This is a genomic window from Clostridium sp. AT4, assembly GCF_001517625.2.
Classification (GTDB): domain Bacteria; phylum Bacillota; class Clostridia; order Lachnospirales; family Lachnospiraceae; genus Enterocloster.
Map to the genome: position 1 here is coordinate 1,735,536 of NZ_LN999828.1, position 18,266 is coordinate 1,753,801.

At 47.4% G+C, this 18,266-nt stretch carries 15 protein-coding genes, 1 tRNA gene and 1 other RNA gene; 1 reads left to right on the forward strand and 16 read right to left on the reverse strand.

Annotation, left to right across the window (positions count from 1 at the left end; translation table 11 throughout):
- Nucleotides 1-3: 3 nt before the first annotated feature.
- The 9 genes from kdpA to BN3656_RS14390 all read right to left on the reverse strand — a co-directional run bounded on the left by kdpA (nt 4) and on the right by BN3656_RS14390 (nt 8,764).
- On the reverse strand, nt 4-1,731 hold the full coding sequence (gene kdpA / locus BN3656_RS14350) for a potassium-transporting ATPase subunit KdpA (protein ID WP_066549518.1): 1,728 nt from the start codon (nt 1,729-1,731) through the stop codon (nt 4-6).
- A 43-nt stretch (nt 1,732-1,774) separates the two neighbouring features.
- Entirely contained in the window at nt 1,775-1,900 is a 126-nt protein-coding gene (locus tag BN3656_RS17020; RefSeq protein ID WP_278284591.1) for a hypothetical protein, read from the reverse strand.
- A gap of 96 nt (nt 1,901-1,996) precedes the next feature.
- Nucleotides 1,997-2,191 carry a hypothetical protein gene (locus BN3656_RS14355; protein ID WP_066549520.1) on the reverse strand — a complete coding sequence of 65 codons (195 nt, stop codon included), beginning with the start codon at nt 2,189-2,191 and terminating at the stop codon, nt 1,997-1,999.
- Nucleotides 2,192-2,368: 177 nt separating this feature from the next.
- Nucleotides 2,369-3,286 carry a homoserine O-succinyltransferase gene (gene metA, locus BN3656_RS14360; protein ID WP_066549522.1) on the reverse strand — a complete coding sequence of 306 codons (918 nt, stop codon included), beginning with the start codon at nt 3,284-3,286 and terminating at the stop codon, nt 2,369-2,371.
- A gap of 16 nt (nt 3,287-3,302) precedes the next feature.
- Nucleotides 3,303-5,255 (reverse strand): NAD-dependent DNA ligase LigA, encoded by a 1,953-nt coding sequence (gene ligA / locus BN3656_RS14365; protein WP_066549524.1) that lies wholly within the window; start codon nt 5,253-5,255, stop codon nt 3,303-3,305.
- 23 nt (nt 5,256-5,278) lie between these two features.
- Nucleotides 5,279-6,046 carry a pseudouridine synthase gene (locus BN3656_RS14370; RefSeq protein WP_347461167.1) on the reverse strand — a complete coding sequence of 256 codons (768 nt, stop codon included), beginning with the start codon at nt 6,044-6,046 and terminating at the stop codon, nt 5,279-5,281.
- Between the two features lie 407 nt (nt 6,047-6,453).
- Nucleotides 6,454-7,491, reverse strand: a complete 1,038-nt coding sequence (gene queA / locus BN3656_RS14380) for a tRNA preQ1(34) S-adenosylmethionine ribosyltransferase-isomerase QueA (RefSeq protein ID WP_066549529.1) — start codon at nt 7,489-7,491, stop codon at nt 6,454-6,456.
- 40 nt (nt 7,492-7,531) lie between these two features.
- Nucleotides 7,532-8,554, reverse strand: a complete 1,023-nt coding sequence (locus BN3656_RS14385; RefSeq protein WP_066549531.1) for a hypothetical protein — start codon at nt 8,552-8,554, stop codon at nt 7,532-7,534.
- A gap of 138 nt (nt 8,555-8,692) precedes the next feature.
- A tRNA-Arg gene (locus BN3656_RS14390) sits at nt 8,693-8,764 on the reverse strand.
- 233 nt (nt 8,765-8,997) lie between these two features.
- Here BN3656_RS14390 and BN3656_RS14395 point away from each other — a divergent pair.
- Nucleotides 8,998-9,729 (forward strand): 3D domain-containing protein, encoded by a 732-nt coding sequence (locus BN3656_RS14395; RefSeq protein ID WP_066549532.1) that lies wholly within the window; start codon nt 8,998-9,000, stop codon nt 9,727-9,729.
- Between the two features lie 82 nt (nt 9,730-9,811).
- Here the strand turns inward: BN3656_RS14395 and BN3656_RS14400 are convergent, their stop codons facing one another.
- The 7 genes from BN3656_RS14400 to BN3656_RS14430 form a co-directional block, all read right to left on the reverse strand.
- The gene (locus BN3656_RS14400) at nt 9,812-12,097 is read right to left on the reverse strand and encodes a SpoIID/LytB domain-containing protein (protein WP_066549533.1); all 2,286 of its coding nucleotides are present in this window, start codon (nt 12,095-12,097) and stop codon (nt 9,812-9,814) included.
- A 60-nt stretch (nt 12,098-12,157) separates the two neighbouring features.
- Nucleotides 12,158-12,333, reverse strand: a non-coding RNA gene (gene ssrS, locus BN3656_RS14405) — 6S RNA.
- Between the two features lie 74 nt (nt 12,334-12,407).
- Complete coding sequence (ybaK, locus tag BN3656_RS14410) at nt 12,408-12,857, reverse strand: Cys-tRNA(Pro) deacylase (protein ID WP_066550943.1); 450 nt, start codon at nt 12,855-12,857, stop codon at nt 12,408-12,410.
- A 70-nt stretch (nt 12,858-12,927) separates the two neighbouring features.
- Nucleotides 12,928-14,625, reverse strand: coding sequence for a DEAD/DEAH box helicase (locus BN3656_RS14415; protein WP_066549535.1), 1,698 nt, complete (start codon nt 14,623-14,625; stop codon nt 12,928-12,930).
- Between the two features lie 141 nt (nt 14,626-14,766).
- Entirely contained in the window at nt 14,767-15,870 is a 1,104-nt protein-coding gene (ulaG, locus tag BN3656_RS14420) for an L-ascorbate 6-phosphate lactonase (protein WP_066549536.1), read from the reverse strand.
- A gap of 40 nt (nt 15,871-15,910) precedes the next feature.
- A complete protein-coding gene (locus BN3656_RS14425; RefSeq protein ID WP_066549538.1) occupies nt 15,911-17,377 on the reverse strand; it encodes an FGGY-family carbohydrate kinase in 1,467 nt (488 codons plus the stop codon).
- Nucleotides 17,378-17,396: 19 nt separating this feature from the next.
- Complete coding sequence (locus BN3656_RS14430; protein WP_066549540.1) at nt 17,397-18,254, reverse strand: HAD hydrolase-like protein; 858 nt, start codon at nt 18,252-18,254, stop codon at nt 17,397-17,399.
- Nucleotides 18,255-18,266: the final 12 nt, after the last annotated feature.

Below are 18,266 nucleotides of genomic sequence, written 5' to 3' on the forward strand. Positions count from 1 at the left end.
TGCCTACATGGGGTACCACAGGATCAGATGCTCTGCGATTGGTCCCAGAGCCAGAGCCGGGAAGAAGGTCAGAGCCGCAAAAATATATACGATAAACACAAGAATCAGCATAAAGAGCACATTGTCCGTGCGCAGCGTACCCACGCTTTCATTCATGCGGCGCTTTGCAAGAAGGCTTCCTGCAATGGCGATCTGGGCAATAATGGGAATATAACGCCCTAAAAACATTACAATGCCGGTTGTCATATTCCAGAATCCCGTATTGTCCGCCAGCCCCTCAAAGCCGGAGCCGTTGTTTGCCGCCGAAGAGGCAAATTCATAGAGCACCTGGCTTAAACCGTGAAAGCCCGGATTGGTGATTCCTGCAAGTCCCGCCTGATTTACCACTGCCAGAGCAGAAAAGCCCAGAATTAAAAGAGGATGAAGGATCAGTACGATCACGATCAGCTTCATTTCCCTGCCTTCAATCTTCTTTCCCAGATATTCCGGCGTACGGCCGATCATAAGTCCGCAGAGGAAAACTGCCAGAATCGCATACATAATCATGTTCATAAATCCGACGCCCTTGCCGCCGAATACGCAGTTAAGCATCATGTGCAGCAGCGGCACCATACCGCCTAAGGGTGTAAGGGAATCATGCATATTGTTGACCGTACCGGTTGTAAAGGAGGTGGTAACGGTGGTAAAGAGCGCCGACTGGCTGATTCCAAACCGTACCTCTTTGCCTTCCATATTTCCCATGGCCTGACTTAAACCGGCCTGCTCCAGAACCGGATTTCCGGCCTTTTCGGCAAAAAAGCAGATCATAAGCCCCACTAAAAACAGAATTGCCATGGCTCCGAATACAGGGCCTGCCTGACGGCCAAACATGGGACGGGTGCCCTTCTTTTCTGCCTGCGCTTCTTTATTCTTATCATGGAACATACGTCCAAAGACGATCACGCAGGCTCCGGGCAGAATTGCCATTGCATACATTTCTACCATATTGGAAAGAATGGTCGGGTTCTCCAGAGGAGTCGATGAATTGGCCCCCAAAAAGCCGCCTCCGTTGGTTCCCAGATGCTTAATGGCAACCAGCGCTGCCATCGGCCCCATGGCGATATCCTGATTTTTCCCCTCTAACGTCTGCACCGTCAGATTGGCTGTATAATTTTCCGGTGTTCCCTGGCTTACAAGGATCAGTGCGATCACAATGGAAACGGGGATCAGCACACGGGTCATGATACGGATCATATCCTCATAGAAGTTTCCCATATCCTTTCCCGTTCCGGTTATTCCGCGGATAAAGGCCATGCAGGCCGCATATCCCGTGGCCGCCGAGGTAAACATCATAAAAATGATTACCAGCGTCTGGCTTAAATAGGAAAGTCCCGACTCTCCGGCATAGTGCTGAAGGTTTGTATTTGTCATAAAGCTGATAATCGTATTAAAGGCAAGAGTCGGTTCCATGGCTCCTGTCCCATTGGGATTTAAAAACAAACTTCCCTGAAGACGCAGGATCAAATATCCCGCAAAGATCATTACCGCATTGGTTGTCAGCAGACTTAAGGCATACTGTTTCCAGTTCATGCCCTGTCTATCAATTTTACAGATTCTGTAAATTCCGTTGTCGATCCTGTCAAATACAGGATCCGCAAATGTTTTCCGGCCTGTGGTTATGTGATACAGGTACGTTCCCATGGGAATCACCAGAACCATATAGATCACAAGAGCCGCCATAATCTGCAGCATCGCTTTTCTTCCTCCTGTCTTTCATTTGATCAAACCATTCCGCTTACTGGTTCTTTTTTCCGGTTCCCTCTGTCTGGTCGATACACCATCCGAGAAAAAGTCTCAGCAGTCCAAAACCTGCCAGCAGAGTTCCTATCATTAAAGCATCCATTACCAAAACATCCATCATTGTCTTTCCTCCTTTCGGTATTCAAAAGATTATCACAGTTATAATAAAATAGGCATTAAGCATCCGACCCTCTCTGTTAAGATTCCATAAATGCTTTTATACCAGTCCAAGCAGCAGCGCTGCCGGAAAAGCCGCTAAAAAAGTCAGGGCCGATACGGCTGCCAGCATCCCAAATGGCACTGCGATAAACATGATCAGTATGGTAAGATAGGGATGACGAAATGTAAATTTCTCGGCCCGGCGGTCAAAGGCAGCCTCTATTCTGCCAAATGCTCCTCTTCCTGTATTCATAATGCCTGCCTCCTTCCCGGTCATGGATCAGGAAGACGTTTTCCTGTCCTGTGTATGTATCATAGCATGGGAGGGATTAAGAGGGTAAAAGGGTCAGATGGCGGAGGATTAAGATTTTGTTAGGATAAAAAATGACACCCGCCATTGCAGCGAGTGCCATTTTTTATACTTATCTTCCTACTCCTCACAATCCAGCAAATACGGCGTAATCTGGTACACATAAAAGTTCAGCCAGTTCGTATACAGCGTATTGGACGTATTTCTCCAGGTCAGCGCCGGAATGGAAAAGGGATCATTATTTTCATAGTAATTACAGGGAAGAGCAGGATCCAGCCCTTTCTTCAAATCCCTGTGGTATTCATTATTCAGCGTCATGCGGTCATATTCCGGATGGCCCTGGACAAAAATCTGCCGGCCATCCCGGCTCATAACCAGGAATACGCCGGCCTCATCGGACTCTGCCAGGATCATCAGTTCCGGATGCTTCCTTATGTCTTCTCTGCGGACCTCCGTATACCGGGAGTGCGGCGCTAAAAAGGTGTCATTTAAGCTTCTCACAAGAGGAACCTTCCGATCCAGAACTCTATGGCTGTAGATCCCTGACAGCTTGCTCTCCCTGCTGTATTTGGGAATCCCATAGTGATAATAAAGCCCAGCCTGAGCCCCCCAGCAGATATGAAGGGTGGAGGTGACATGAGTCTTGCTCCACTCCATGATAACAGACAGCTCCTCCCAGTAATTCACTTCCTCATATTCCAGATTCTCCACCGGCGCACCTGTGATGATCATTCCGTCAAATTTCTTCCTGCGGATGCTTTCAAAGGTAACATAAAATTTATTTAAATGACTGGCCGAAGTATTTTTTGAAACGTGGGTGGACAGCATGAGAAAGGTGCAGTCCACCTGCAGGGGAGTATTGGAAAGAGCCCTCAGAAGCTGGGTTTCCGTTTCTTCCTTTAAGGGCATCAGGTTTAAAATCAAGATCTCCAAAGGCCGGATATCCTGCCTCATAGCTCTGTCTTCATCCATAATAAATATATTTTCTGATTCCAGGATTGCCTTTGCAGGCAGATCCCTCTGTACTTTGATCGGCATATAAACCCTCTCCCTCCTAGAGCATGTTCAGGAATTCTTTTTCTGAAATAATCGGAATCCCCAGCTCTTTTGCCTTTTTATTTTTTGACGAATTAGATGTGGTGTCATTATTGATGAGATATGCGGTTTTGGAGGTTACGGAGCCGGATGCTTTGCCGCCCTTGCTTTCGATCAGCTCCTGGAGCTCCTTGCGGTTGGCAAAATGCTCCACCGATCCGGTAATTACAAAGGTAAGCCCTTCAAAGGGCTTTTCTCCCTCCTGCACCGGCTCCTCTTCTATGGACAGCTCCTCTAACAGCCGGTCTACCATATCATTATTTTTCTTATCTGCAAAATAATCCATCCACGCCCGGGCCAGCACCTCTCCGATCCCGTCCACAGCCGTCAGCTCCTCCAGACCGCTGTTTCGCATGGCTTTAAAATCATATCGGAAATGACGGCAGAGCATCTTTGCATTTGCCAGGCCGATTCCTGCGATTCCCAATCCGTAGATCACTCTGGGAAGGGTCGTTTGAGAAGCTTTCTTCACGGAAGCAATCAAATTGTCATAGGACTTCTGTCCAAAGCCCTCCATCTCTACGATCGCATCTTTGTGAGCCTCCAGATGGAACATATCCGCATATTCGTGGATAAAGCCCATGCTGATAAATTTTTCCAGAGTCGCCTCTGAAAGTCCGTCAATATTTAATGCATCCCTGCTTACAAACAGGGTAAAGCTTTTGATTTTCTTTGCCTGGCAGTCCGGATTGGTACAGTACAGACTCTTTACATCATTGATCTGCCGGATCTTTGTAGGACCCCCGCAGACCGGACAATGCTCCGGAATATGCTTCACGCCGCTGCGGGTCAAATTATCCGCAATCTGTGGAATGATCATATTGGCCTTATAGACGGTAATCCTATCCCCTTCTCCCAGCTCAAGGCTCTCCATAATGCTGATATTGTGAACGCTGGCCCTGCTCACCGTAGTTCCCTCCAGTTCCACAGGTTCAAACACAGCCACCGGATTGATCAGACCCGTTCTGGAGGCGCTCCACTCGATATAGGAAAGGGTGGTTTCCCGAACCTCATCCTGCCACTTAAATGCGATGGCATTGCGCGGAAATTTCGCCGTGCGTCCCAGTGACTCTCCGTATGCAATATCATCATAGAGAAGAACCAGGCCGTCTGAAGGGATATCATTGTGCTCTGTCTCCTTCCCAAACCACTCGATCTTCTCAGGGAGATTTTCTGCTGTCACTTCCTCATAGTGAACCACTTCAAAGCCCTGGCTCTTTAGCCATTCAAACTGGCATTTTCTGGAATTTTTAAAGTCAACTCCCTCAGCGCGCACCAGTGCAAATGCCTCAAAATGTACATTTCTTTCTGCTGTAATCTGACTGTTGAGCTGGCGTACGGAGCCGCTGCACAGATTTCTGGGGTTCTTGTATTTGGCGTCTGCATCCCCGATCTGGCTGTTAATCTTTTCAAAATCCGAATATGTGATCACAGCTTCGCCCCTGAGCACCAGCTGCCCCTTATAGGCAATACTTAAAGGGATATTGGAAAATGCCCTTGCATTGGCTGTGATCACCTCCCCGATCTCTCCGTTTCCTCTGGTTACTGCCTTGATTAAACTTCCGTTTTCATAGGTCAGTACAATGGTAAGCCCGTCCATTTTCCAGGAAAGAAGGCCTTTCTGGCTGCCAAGCCACTCCTGTAAATCCTCTGTGCTTTTTGTCTTATCAAGCGACAGCATAGGTGCCTCATGTGTTTCCTTGGGAAGCTCGCTTAAAACCTCATAGCCTACCTGCTGGGTAGGGCTTCCCGACAAAATCACCCCTGTTTCCTCTTCCAGTGATGTCAGCTCATCATAGAGCCTGTCATATTCAAAATTGCTCATAATCTCCCGGCTCTCCTGATAGTAAGCCTTTCCGGCTTCCTTAAGGACGGGAATCAATTCCTTCATTCTCTGGATTTTCGTTTCCATTCACTTCTCCTGTCTGTTTCGCATTATTTATTTTTAAGTCTTAAATCTCTTTCGGACAAACTGTTTGACTGTTCAAGCTGCGCCAGAAGCGTCCTGTATTCCTCTCCTGTTATTTCCCTGAAAGAACCTTCCTTTAAGTTTCCCAGACGAATATTCATAATCCGCACCCGTTTCAGAGTGCGCACATGGCAGCCGCAGGCCTCACACATTCTCCGGATCTGCCGGTTTAAGCCCTGAGTCAGTATGATAGAAAAACTTTTATCCCCTGTTTTCCTTACCTTACAGGGCAGTGTCTTTCGTTCCAGCTCAGCCAGCCACAGGCCGGACGCCATTTTTTCCAGAAACTCCTCCGTAACCGGGCGGTCTATGGTTACCTCATACTCCTTTTCATGCCCATTGCTGCAGCGCATGATTTTATTTACCAGATCCCCCTGATTGGTCATCAGCAGAAGTCCCTGGGAATCCTTATCCAGACGGCCGATGGGATAAATTCGCTCCGGATATGCCAGAAATTCCACAATGTTTTGTGCCCTGTCTTTATCAGAGGTAGTGCATACAATCCCTCTGGGCTTATTTACCGCTAAAAGCACCTGTCTGGGAGTTTTTTCCTTTTCCCCTGCTTTTCCCACAATCCGGCCGCCGCAGACCACACGCTGGCCCTCAGACACCTTCTGGCCTGTTACAGCCGGTCTTCCGTCCACCAGGATCTTTCCTTCCTCAATCAGACGATCTGCTTCCCGTCTGGAACAGACGCCCATGCGGCTCAGCCATTTATTTAAACGTTCTTCCACAGGCATCCCTCCCTTTTCATCAAAACTTTCACAACTATCATATGTTCCATCAGTATATCATCAATTCCACATTCAGGCAACAAAAGGCCTTTGCTTCTGTATTTGCCGCCTGCGGCAGAGCCAAATAAGGATATGAGAAAACAGGCGCAGATCCAATTAGCCGGTTTTGAACGAAAAATGCTTGTAAATGGATTAGGCGAACAGATTTTCTACAGGTATTGCAGCAGCTTTCAAGGATTCAGCCGGGGCATTTTCACAACGGAGCGCTTCATGTGGGGAACAAAACCGTACTGTACATGGAATCTGTATAGCGTAAAACCCGCAAATGCAATAAGCGAAAAAGCGTCCGGTCAAACGTATCCTGACGCTTTTTCGCTTAACTTTCTTTCATCCCGGCCGTTTTTTCCTTACTCCTGACCATTCACAATAAACATCGCATCCCCAAAGGAGAAGAAACGATACCGCTCCCGGATGGCCTCCTCATAAGCATTCAGGATATGCTCTCTTCCGGCCAGAGCGCTGACCAGCATTACCAAAGTAGATTCCGGCAGATGGAAATTGGTGATCAGGGCATCCAGGATTTTAAAACGGTAGCCCGGATAAATGAAAATATCGGTCCAGCCTGTTTTTGCCTGCAAAATGCCGTCCTCGGTAGAAGCAGATTCCACGGTACGGCAGCTGGTAGTGCCCACGCAGATCACTCTTCCTCCCGCTGCTTTAGTGTCATTCACCTTTTTAGCCTCTGATTCCTCTACCACATAAAACTCAGAATGCATATGGTGATCAAGGACATTTTCCACCTTAACCGGACGGAAGGTGCCAAGGCCCACATGAAGGGTCACATGAGCAATCTTAACTCCCATATCCTCAATCTGCTTTAACAACTCCTTTGTAAAATGGAGTCCTGCTGTGGGAGCCGCCGCAGAACCCTCGTGAACTGCATATACCGTCTGATAGCGGTTTTTATCCTTTAACTGATGGGTGATATAAGGCGGAAGGGGCATCTGTCCCAGCTGGTCTAAAATTTCCTCAAAAATGCCCTCATAGGAAAACTGAATCAGGCGGTTTCCGTCATCTACAGTCTCCAAAACCGTTCCTGTAAGAAGCCCGCCTCCAAAGTCAATGACCGTTCCCGGCTTTGCCTTCTTCCCCGGTTTTACCAGAGTTTCCCAAATATCATTCTCCCTTCTTTTTAACAGAAGAAGTTCTATTTTTGCCCCCGTATCCTTCTTTACGCCAAACAATCGGGCAGGAATAACCTTGGTGTCATTGATCACCAGACAGTCTCCGGGACGGAGATAATTTACAATATCCTTAAATACTCTGTGTTCAATCGCCCCTGTGTTCTTATCCAGCACCAGAAGCCTTGATGAAGATCTGTCCTCTAAGGGATCCTGAGCGATCAGCTCCTGAGGCAGATCAAAATAAAAATCCTTTACATCCATGATCGTTTTTCCTCCAAACGGCGCAGTATGCGCCTGTGTTTTATTCTATACTGACTGAAGCCTCGGACTCGCTCTGGCTTTCCTGAACCGTCTGCTCCGGTGCTGTTTCTTCACCTGAACTCTGTGTATCTGCCTCTGCTTCAGCTTCTCCTGATCCGGCTTCTTCCGCTGCTTCCTGAGATTCCGGACTGTCCGTGGAAATTCCTCCCTCCAGAATCTGTACCTGGCTGTCAGAGCCTTCCTGTGCGCTGTCATCCCCTGTGACGATCGCGCCGTTGCTTAAGCCCTTATAAACGCCTGCTAAAAGCGTATCGGACTCTATGGCCTCTTTTAATTCTGCCTTTACCTGCCGATTGAGGAGCCGTACCCCCTCAGTCCGGTTCTGCTCTGCCACATAATCGGCTTCCTCGCCAATGACATTTTCCCGGATTTTATAGCTTCCGCTCTCATCCTTTGCCACGTAGCACCACATGATGCCCGGAGCCAGGGTATCAACCCGGTTAAACTTCACATCATAGGTCACATAAACCACAAAGGAATCCTCTGTAAGCCCCTTTCTGGTATAACAGGTCACATCCTGATAATCCTGCACATATACGGCTTCTTCCTTCAAGGCCTTTTTATAATAGTCCATGTTTCCGTCATCGGCCTTTCCAAAAACCTGATAGAGCGCAGCCGGATCCTGATCGATCTTTGCCTGAAAATAGGCTCCTACTACTTCGTTTACCTGCGGATAGGCATCCTTTTCCAGATCATACGCAGAAAAATCCGTCACTGTCTCTGCTTCTGAGCCGTTTTCTTCTGCCAATGAAGCTTCTGAAGGCTCATCCGCCTCTGCTGCCTCAGAGGTCTGCTCCTCTGTGCCGTGACTCACATCCTCGCCCAGAATCTCAATTACGCCATCCTGGTGTGTGCCGTCCTTCCCCGCAAAATGGGATACCATAAGAGAACCTGCAGCCAGGACTGCCAAAACCGCAGCTGCAGCAGCTCCCAGCTTTACATATCTGCTTTTATCATCTCCGGGCCCTTTATAGCTTGATTTCCATTTAACCCTGCGCTTCATCCTCTGACCTCCGTTTCAGGCCCCGTAAAGGCCGTATCTCCGCTCTATTCTAGCAAAAAGGGATTCAAATTGCAACAGAAAAACCAGGAGGACACGCCCCCTGGTTTCTCTGTGTAATGCAGAATAAGGTATCAAAAATGCGTCTGATAGGAATCGAACCTACGCACGCGGCTCCGGAGGCCACTGCTCTATCCACTGAGCTACAGACGCATCTCTATTATATTACTATACTTTTTAAAAAACTGCAACTACTTTTTTTATTTCCAATCTTGTTTTCCGATCTTTTTTATCTCTTTTCCAATGAATTACCATTTTTTTCCTTGACATACGAAAAAATTATGCTAAAATGGCATTTGTTGCTCATATATTACAAAAGTGTTAAATATTATTATTATTGTGTTAAGCATTGATTGCAATTATGAACGCATGGAGGTTATTTTATAATGAAGATACGACATTTACTCACCGGACTGGCAATAATGATTTCCTTTATGTCTGCCTCTGCCTTCACTGCTCTGGCAGCTCCTGCAAAGGGCCGCTTTGAAGAAGTGACTGAGCACACCATCACCGGCTGGGCCTATGACAGCGATGAGCCGGATGAGGCGCTGAATGTAAATATTACGATCAAAAATGAAGAAACAGGAAAAGAAGTCTTAAATCAATCCGTAAAGGCCGAAGAATTCCGCCAGGAGCTGCTCGATGACGATAAAGGCAACGGAAATCATGGCTTTACTCTGAATGTGGACTGGCCCTCCTTCGGCGACGGCTCCTATATCATCGAGGCTACGGTAGACGGACGCACTTTTTCCAACACAAGAACCTACACCTATGGAAATCCGGATGCAGTAAAGAAAGAAGCTGATTCTAAAGCCTCCTCTTCTGTCCGCTCCCTGGGAATCTTTAAGACCACTGGCTACTGTCCCTGCAAAAGCTGTTCCGGCGGCTGGGGCCGTCATACCAGTACAGGCGCCGTGGCTACTGCCGGGCATACCATTGCAGTCGACCCTTCTGTGGTACCCTACGGCTCCAAAATCATGATCAACGGCGTCGTATATACCGCAGAAGACAAAGGTGGCGGAGTCCGGGGCCACCACATCGATATTTTCTACGATACACATTCCGAATCCAAGCATCACGGCGTTCAGAATACAGAAGTTTTTCTGGTAGCAGCATAACCCATATCAGACCACTCACTCACAAAAACAGCAGGCTTATCTGAGAAATACTCCCAGATGAGCCTGCTGTTTTTTCTGTTATTTAATTTTCCATAAGCTCTGCTCCGTGATAAAAGAAGTCCAGAATATCCTTATAAGTTTTTCCTGATTTTGCCATAGACTGAGCGCCGTTCTGGCTCATCCCCACTCCATGTCCGTAGCCTCCTCCATAGATGCGGAAAAATATGCTCCCGTCCTCCTCTGTTATTTTATCAACAGAGATAAATGCACTTGGCAGAGACGCTGCGTTCATCTTAGAACCATCCTGTCTGCGGATGGCATTTTCTTCATTTCCAAGAAAGGTACGAATGGCACTCTGTCCCTTGATCCGAACCGTATCCTGATCTCCCTTTACAGTGAGCTCAGAAGCAATGCCTCCTAATCCTCTTGCGGACACTGTCAAATCCTGGATCGTTCCTGCCTCAGGCGCTTTGGCTGCGATCTGTTCTGCCGTGATCTCCGTCTGCCAGCGGAACATTGGATACTCTGCATCATAGGATGTAATATTTCTGGAACGGATATACGCATCAAAGGTATCGTTATCCTCCATCGTAAGCTCCCTGGCTCCATTTTTAATCTGCATGGATCTGAGATAAGGAAGATTCTCTCCTGTATTCCCCCATACGCTTCCATCCGCCCCATGACCGCAGGAGGTGGAATAGTAAAAGGCGTCAATGGGTTCTCCATCAAAGGTAAGCAGCTGTCCATATGTTTCATCCACCGCCTGATCGGTACGTTCATTGGTCTGGGTATTATTGTAAACCTGAAAACTGGTGCTGTCATCTACGTGAGCACCGTACGCTCCGTATGTATTTCCCTGAATCTGACGGTAAGCATAGGTTCTGGCACAGACTGCCTGGGTCTTTAAGGCTTCCTTTTCATAGGAAGCAGGCATTTCGCTGGGAACTACCTTTTTAAGATAATCCTCCAGATACAGCTCATTGATCAAAACCAGACCTTCCTCTTCTTTTTTAATTTCCAGCGAACCGCTGTATACGGGCTGTCCCTGTGCCCGCTCCAGGGAGCAGATCGTAATTCCCTCTTCCTTTTCCGGGATAATGGTCATACGGCCGTGTTTCAGCCGTTCATCCTCCGCCGTGAGGGTAAGCACCTCCCCCTTTTTCAGGGTACTCTCCTTGCTGTCTCCGTCATCATTTTTGCAGACCAGTCTGGCGTCACAGTTTAACTCAAGCTCTGCCTTTTTATGGAAAAGATTTTTAAAGCCCGTATCCATCAAAAGGACTCGAATGGTCCTGGCGTCAAAAGGCCTCTCTAAAAGGGCTGCGCAAAGCTTTCCATCTGCTGCCACAAACTCCTGAAGATCATAACCTACCAGAATGTCTGCGGCTCCCAGAACACTAAATTCCCCGAACAGCTTATATACGTAAAAATTTTCATCCAGAGGAATGGTCCCGTATCCTTCAATCTCTACCGTATCTTCTGTAACCGAAAGGATTTTTCCGTGAATCCGTTCCTTTTTCACCGTTACCCGGCTGAGACGGCCATGCTCCACATAGAGATCGGCCAGATTGGGAGCCAGACGGCCTTCTGTCTTTTTCGCTTCCTCCGCCAGCTTTCCTTCTGCCTTAAACTCTCTGGACGCCGCTCCCATATAAGCCTTAAACACGCCGTCCTTTACCTCAGAAAGCCATATATTGCGGTAGACCACACTGCCGTTTTTTACCGCCGTCACAGCGGCAATCTCATTTCCCCGAATCATAAACCGGATCTCATGGTCCAGCCAGGCATCCAGGGCCAGTCCCTGAAAGCCATACTCCCCCTCTGTGGTGTATGCAGTCCAGCTTGGCGCTCTCTGTATATTAGATGGAGTTCCATATAAAATGGCAGTGATTTCTTTTACATTTTCATCCGGGTCTGCCTCTTTTAAAATCTCTCTGTAAAGCTCCCACCACTGATCTGCCGGAAATGGCTTCTGTCTGTTTTTATCCTTTAAACCCACCTGCCGCTTTAAACGGCCTGAAAACTTTGCCGCTGTATAAGCTGCCTCCTGATAGGTAAACTCCTTTTGAGCGCTTTCCAGATCTGCCGGGGTCAGCTCCGGGTTTAAATATCCTCTCTCATAGAGCAGATCCATATATTTCACAAACCAGTTATCCTGTTCCTGCTCCGAAAACCAGGATTTTTCCCGCTGTTTTGCTTCGGCCTCACACTCTTTCCGGTCTGCAAGCGCCAAAGCCAGGGCTTTGGAAACCTCTGCCCGTGTGATGCCTTCCTTTTCCGGTTCTATCCGTACGATCACCACAATCAGCAGGATAATGACGCCAATGATACCGGCAATCCAGGCAATCATCTTATTTTTACCATTCATCCCATTATTCTCCTGATATAAAATAAAGCAGCGAGAATACCCCCGCTGCTTTTATCATCTGTGACCCCAAGGTGCCGGCTCTTACATATTGACGCCTAGCAATGCTAGGTGGGCAACCTCACTTAAGCTTCTGCCTTCCACTCGTACGGAGGCGTGACATCCGCTTAAAAATATTGGAATCCCTTTTGTCAAATGTAGGTTCAAAATTGGTAAGAAATCGAACACCCCAGGAATCACAAATCTGTCTCATTTATCATGGCATTATTATACCCCAAAGCGCTGTGTTTTTCAAGCTGATTTTTCAAAGTTTTCAGATCAGAGGCGCAAAAACAGCGTCCGTATATCCCCTTAAAGTTTCCGGAGATAATGTAACCTGAACACCCCTCTGACCGGCGCTGACTGTAATTTTATCGTAAAGCTGGGCTGTTTCCTCTATATAAGTAGGAAATTTCTTTTTCATGCCAATGGGTGAACAGCCGCCCCGGATATAACCGGTCACAGAAAGCATATCCTTTACATGGATCATTTCCACCTTCTTCTCTCCGGCTGCCTTTGCCGCTTTTTTAAGATCCAGCTCCTCATCTACAGGCAGGCAGCACACCAGATATCCTTTTTTCTCGCCTTTTAACACCAGTGTTTTATACATCGTATCATGGTCCACACCCATGAGATCGGCTGCATGGCTGCCGGAAAGATCATTTTCATCTACCTCATAGGTTCCCGTTTCAAATGAAATGCCTGCTGCCTCTAAAAGACGCATCACATTTGTCTTTACTGTCTCTTCTGCCTTTTTTGCCTTCACGGCTGATCCCTTCTCTCTTTACGTTCTGTTACCGTCTGGAATTTGCCTTTTCCACATGGATATTTTTGCCCCGAATCTTTGCATGGCTCATGGCCTTTAAAACATTCTCCGCATATTCTGCCGGAACATCCACAAAGGTGTAGCCGTCATACATATCAATGCTTCCCACCAGACGGCCGGGAATGCCGGATTCGCCTGCCACGGCTCCCAGGATATCTCCCGGAGTTACCCTCTGGGCCTTTCCAATATTGATAAACAGACGGGCCATATGCTCCCCGGCGCCATTGATCACATAATCTACTGCAGCGCGGTCGGTAGCGCCTCTGCGGTTTCCTCTGCCACCCCGGCTGCGTTCTCTTCCACGCCCTCTGCCGAAGCTGTCCAGATCATCTAAGGATCTGGCAGGAAGATAATTGTCAATGATATCCTCATTATCATCGCCCATGGCCATTTTAAGAAGGGCTGCTGCCACATCCAGGGACGTATAGTCCTCCTCAATGAGCTTTTTCTCCAGGATATTTACCACTTTTGCCAGATCGCTGTCATTTAAAGTCTCCTGAACCTGATCTAAAATCTTCTCCGCCTTGATTTCCGTAATATCATTTAAAGACGGGATCGCCTGAGGGATGATCTTTGTCTTGCAGTAGCGCTGGATATCTCTGAGCTTGTAAACCTCTCTGCCCACAACCAGGCTGAAGGCCTTTCCTTCTCTTCCCGCTCTTCCTGTACGGCCGATGCGGTGTACGTAATACTCGTCATCCTGAGGGATATCGTAATTAAATACTGCCTCTACATTTCCTACGTCAATACCTCTGGCCGCCACATCGGTTGCCACCAGAATATCGGTGCGTCCCTTGCGGAAGCTCTCCATGACACGGTCTCTCTGCACCTGTTTTAAATCTCCATGAAGGCCCTCTGCAAAGTATCCTCTTCCCTGAAGGGCCTGAACCAGCTCATCCACCTGGCGCTTGGTATTACAGAATACCACAGAAAGCTTCGGATCGTAAAGATCCAGAAGACGGCACATAACCTCTACCTTATTTTTCGGCTTTACTTCATAATAATACTGGGTCACCTTGGGAACGGTCAGTTCCTTTTTGATCACACGCACGGTAACAGGATCAGTCTGGAATTTTCTGGCAATTTCTGCAATCGCCTGGGGCATGGTTGCTGAAAACATCAGCGTCTGACGCTCTTCGGGAAGCTGGCTTAAGATTGTCTCCATATCCTCTAAAAAGCCCATATTTAACATCTCGTCCGCCTCATCCAGTACAACGGTATGCACATGGTCTGTTTTCACGGTTTTGCGGCGCATATGGTCCATCACGCGGCCCGGTGTTCCCACTACGATCTGGGTACCGTCTTTTAAAGCCCGGATCTGGCGCACAATGTCCTGTCCTCCATAAATAGGCAGAACCTTAACGCCGTGCATAAACTTGGCAAAACGGCGCAGCTCCTCTGCCACCTGGATTGCAAGCTCTCTGGTAGGCAAAAGCACAATTGCCTGAAGTTTCTTCACCTTTGGATCAACCTTCTGAAGAAGGGGGAGGCCAAAAGCTGCCGTCTTTCCCGTACCCGTCTGAGCCTGGCCGATCATATCTCTGCCCTCTAACACAACCGGGATCGCCTGAGCCTGGATGGGAGAAGCCTCCTCAAAGCCCATCTCCGTAATAGCGCGGATGATCCGCTCGTCTAACTGTAACTCTTCAAATTTTACAATATCCATAAACTGCTGTTTTCCTCTTTCATTTATCAGTGTATATCGCAACAAAACGAGAGGTTGCCAGCCACGCTCGGCTTTTCATCCTCTCGCTTCGTACAGTGAATTACTATATCAGATTATGTTTGCTGTGTCAATGAAGAAGTCTTACAGACAAGAGCGGAACGGGATATTCTGAGGTGCTTCAAAGCAATCCTCAAAGCCACGGCGATGGTGATAATACATTTTATCCTTATCCTGCGGATATACATATTTTCCGCCTACCTGCCAGAAGAACGGGTGGAATTTATACTCATTTCTGTCTTTCTTAAAATCGTAAAGAAGACGGATCTCCTCACAGTCAGCCTGGAAGTTTGTCCAGACATCCCAGTGAATAGGAACTACTACCTTACACTTAAGATTCTCTGCCATACGCAGAATATCTGTTGAAGTCATCTTATCCTGCATGCCCACTGGATTTTCACCAAAGGATCCAAAAGCCACATCAATATCATGATCCTTTCCATGCTTTGCAAAATAAATGGAGAAATGTGAATCACCTGAATGATATATATTTCCTCCGGGAGTTTTTACCAGATAGTTAACTGCCTTCTCATCCATATCAGTAGGACATACTCCTGTCAGTTCTTCTCTGTCCGGTCCAGTCTTATCAGTTGTTACAATACAGGTACGATCAAAGGAATCCAGACATACAATTTCAATATCCTTAATCTTGATTACATCTCCCGGATGTACTACCTGACACCGTTCTGCAGGTACGCCCCAGCCAATCCAGGTATCAACTGATTTCTGAGGGCCAATAAACGGAACCGGAATTTCTTTTCCGTTTTCATCTGTCGTTGTCATACCGCTCTGAATCACATGAGCAGCCCATTCTGCCGACATATGATCCTGATGATAGTGTGTTGCTAAAACTACATCAACCTGCTTGAATGCAAATGGATCAATTACAAAAGGAACGTTTCTTAAATTTGGCTGCATAGCACGGCCGCCGCACATATTGGCCATCTGATGTCCCGGCTTCATCTTACCGTCTCCATGGGTTCTCTTACCGTTTCCGCACCATAAATCAATTGTGATATTAGCTCCGCCCGGTGTTTTAAACCAGATTCCGGTACAGCCCAGCCACCACATAGCTACATTTCCGGGCTCGACAACCTCATTTTCAATATCCTCTACCAGCCAGGTTCCCCACTCAGGGAAAGTGCTCATAATCCAGCTTTCTCTTGTGATTTCATTCACTTTACTCATTGCGCATCGTCTCCTTTTTATATTGGGTGTGTCATCCGTTTTATCTGCTGTAAATCTGTCTGTACATCTGATTCATCTGCTCTCTGGCTTCCCTGTACAGCCCGGTATATGCTTCTGACGGAACATATATCCGTTCTTCACTGTTTTTCTTAAGCATCCTGAATGCCTCTTCCACAGATCTGTATACTCCCATTTCTGCTGCCGCTACCATAAATGCACCTCTTGCCGTTGCATCTGATTTTCCACGGCGCACGATTGGTGTTCCATATACATCGCTCTGGATCTGATTAAATGGTTCGCTGTTTGTAAGTCCTCCGTTGACACAGATTTCCGACAGTTCCACATATTTTTTCATGGCTTCAATTCCATTGCCAATTTCATAGCAGATTCCTTCCAGAAGGCCTCGAAGCATATCAGCACGTGTAGTTCCCAGGGTTATGTTTGAAAATACACCTCTGGCCTGACTGTTCCAGTCTGGAGTAGAACGTCCCTGGAAATATGGAAGACACAGACAGCCATGGGATCCCGGCGGAACAGATGCTATATCCCGGTTCAGCTCGTCATAGCTGCAGTTTCCGTAAAATTCTCTTTTAAACCAGTCAAATGCAGAACAGCATGTCAAAACACTGGATTCCAGAATATACTGACCCTTTACAGATGATACGTTGCAGATTACATCCTGCTCAAGATTGGATGGTACCTCATTTAATGCTGCAACAAGAAATCCTCCTGTTCCTGCTGTAACTGATAAAATTCCTTCTTTTACTACTCCCTGTCCGATAGCCCCGCACTGCTGGTCTCCACCTGCAGTGATCACAGGAACCCCTTCTGGGCATCCGGTGCGTTCCCGGAATGTTCCGGATGTATAACCACAGATACTTCCCGGCTCTATGAGGCGGCACAGCTTTTCCTCGTCTACTTCAAACAGTTCCAGAAGTTCCGGATCCCATTGACGCTTCCGTATATTCATAAGCAGAGACCGGCTTCCATACGTATAATCTGTACATACTTCACCTGTCATACAGAATATGAGATAATCCGGAATTACCATAAATGTCCTTGTTTTGCTGTATACCTCTGGCAGTTCCCGGCGGATCCAGGTCATCTTGCTGGCAGAAAATACCGGATTCACCCTGGATCCGCAAAGCGAAAATACCTTGTCGTTTTTATCTCTGAGACTGTCGCAGATATCACCGGTTCTCTTATCCTGCCACATAACAGCCGGACACAGAGGCTTAAATTCCTTATCTACCGGAATAACCGAAGAGCGCTGGGAGGTAATGGCAATGGCATCCACCCTCCATCCCTTTTCCTCTGTCTCCGCAGTGATTTCCCTGATAATACCATATAAGGCATTTTCCCAGTCAGAAGCATCCTGCCAGACCCAGCCCTTTTCCCCGTAAGTAACCTGATAGAGCTGCTGCCTTTGTGTTAATGTTTCTCCATCCTGTGTAAACAGGATTCCCCTCATACTGGAGGTTCCAACATCTATTACAAGAATATTCATCCTGTTACGGCTTCCTTTCTTACTGCTCGGTTTTCGGTGTCAGGTTATCCTCAAATTCCTGCTCCAGCTGCCGTTCATATTCTCCCTTAAAAGTACCTGTCAGGAACCGGTTCATTCCTTCTTCCTGAAGGCGCTTCCATGAATACGTCTCTTTTTTAACCAGGATCGGGTAATAGAGGACTCCGTTATTTCTGGCTGCCGAACGGTCTCCCGGCGCATCCCCTACCATCAGAACGTGATCTGTCTGATAGCCCTTTTTTAACAGTTCATTGATACAAAACTGTTTGCTTCCTGCATCCTGAGAAAGCATCAGGTCAGTATGTCCAGCCAGCCCATGGGTCTGCCACTCCTCTGCCACAGCCTGTGCATTAGCGGAAGAGACAACAACAATATCTGCTTTTTCATGAATCATAGCCAGCGTTTCTTTTACTCCCTCAAAGGGCAGTTTTTCACTTTCCGGCAGGGCATCAATCTCCCGGTTTACAGCAGCCGACCAGTCAAATGCCTTTTTTAAGATATCTCCGCCTCCCGCCTCAATGGCTGCCATCAGATTAGCCGGTGAAAGTTCCTTTGCAGTGTCTGTCCACTTTGCCAGATCCTCCAGCCCCTCAATTTTACATACATGCCCGTCCACCCAGCGCAGTACCGCCTCCAGCGCCTTAAAGCGGTTAATTCCTCTGGTCATCGTATACAGATTAACGTCATTCCAACGCTTCTCTGTTTCCTCTTTCCACTGCTCAAGCTTCCACTCCCGGATCATACATGGACCAAAGCAGCGAAAATGTTTCACATCCATTGTATCCATAGCACAGCCGTCAGAATCCACACAAACCAGATATTCTTTTTTTTTCACATATTTTTCTATTATGTTTGACATACTCACCTCTAT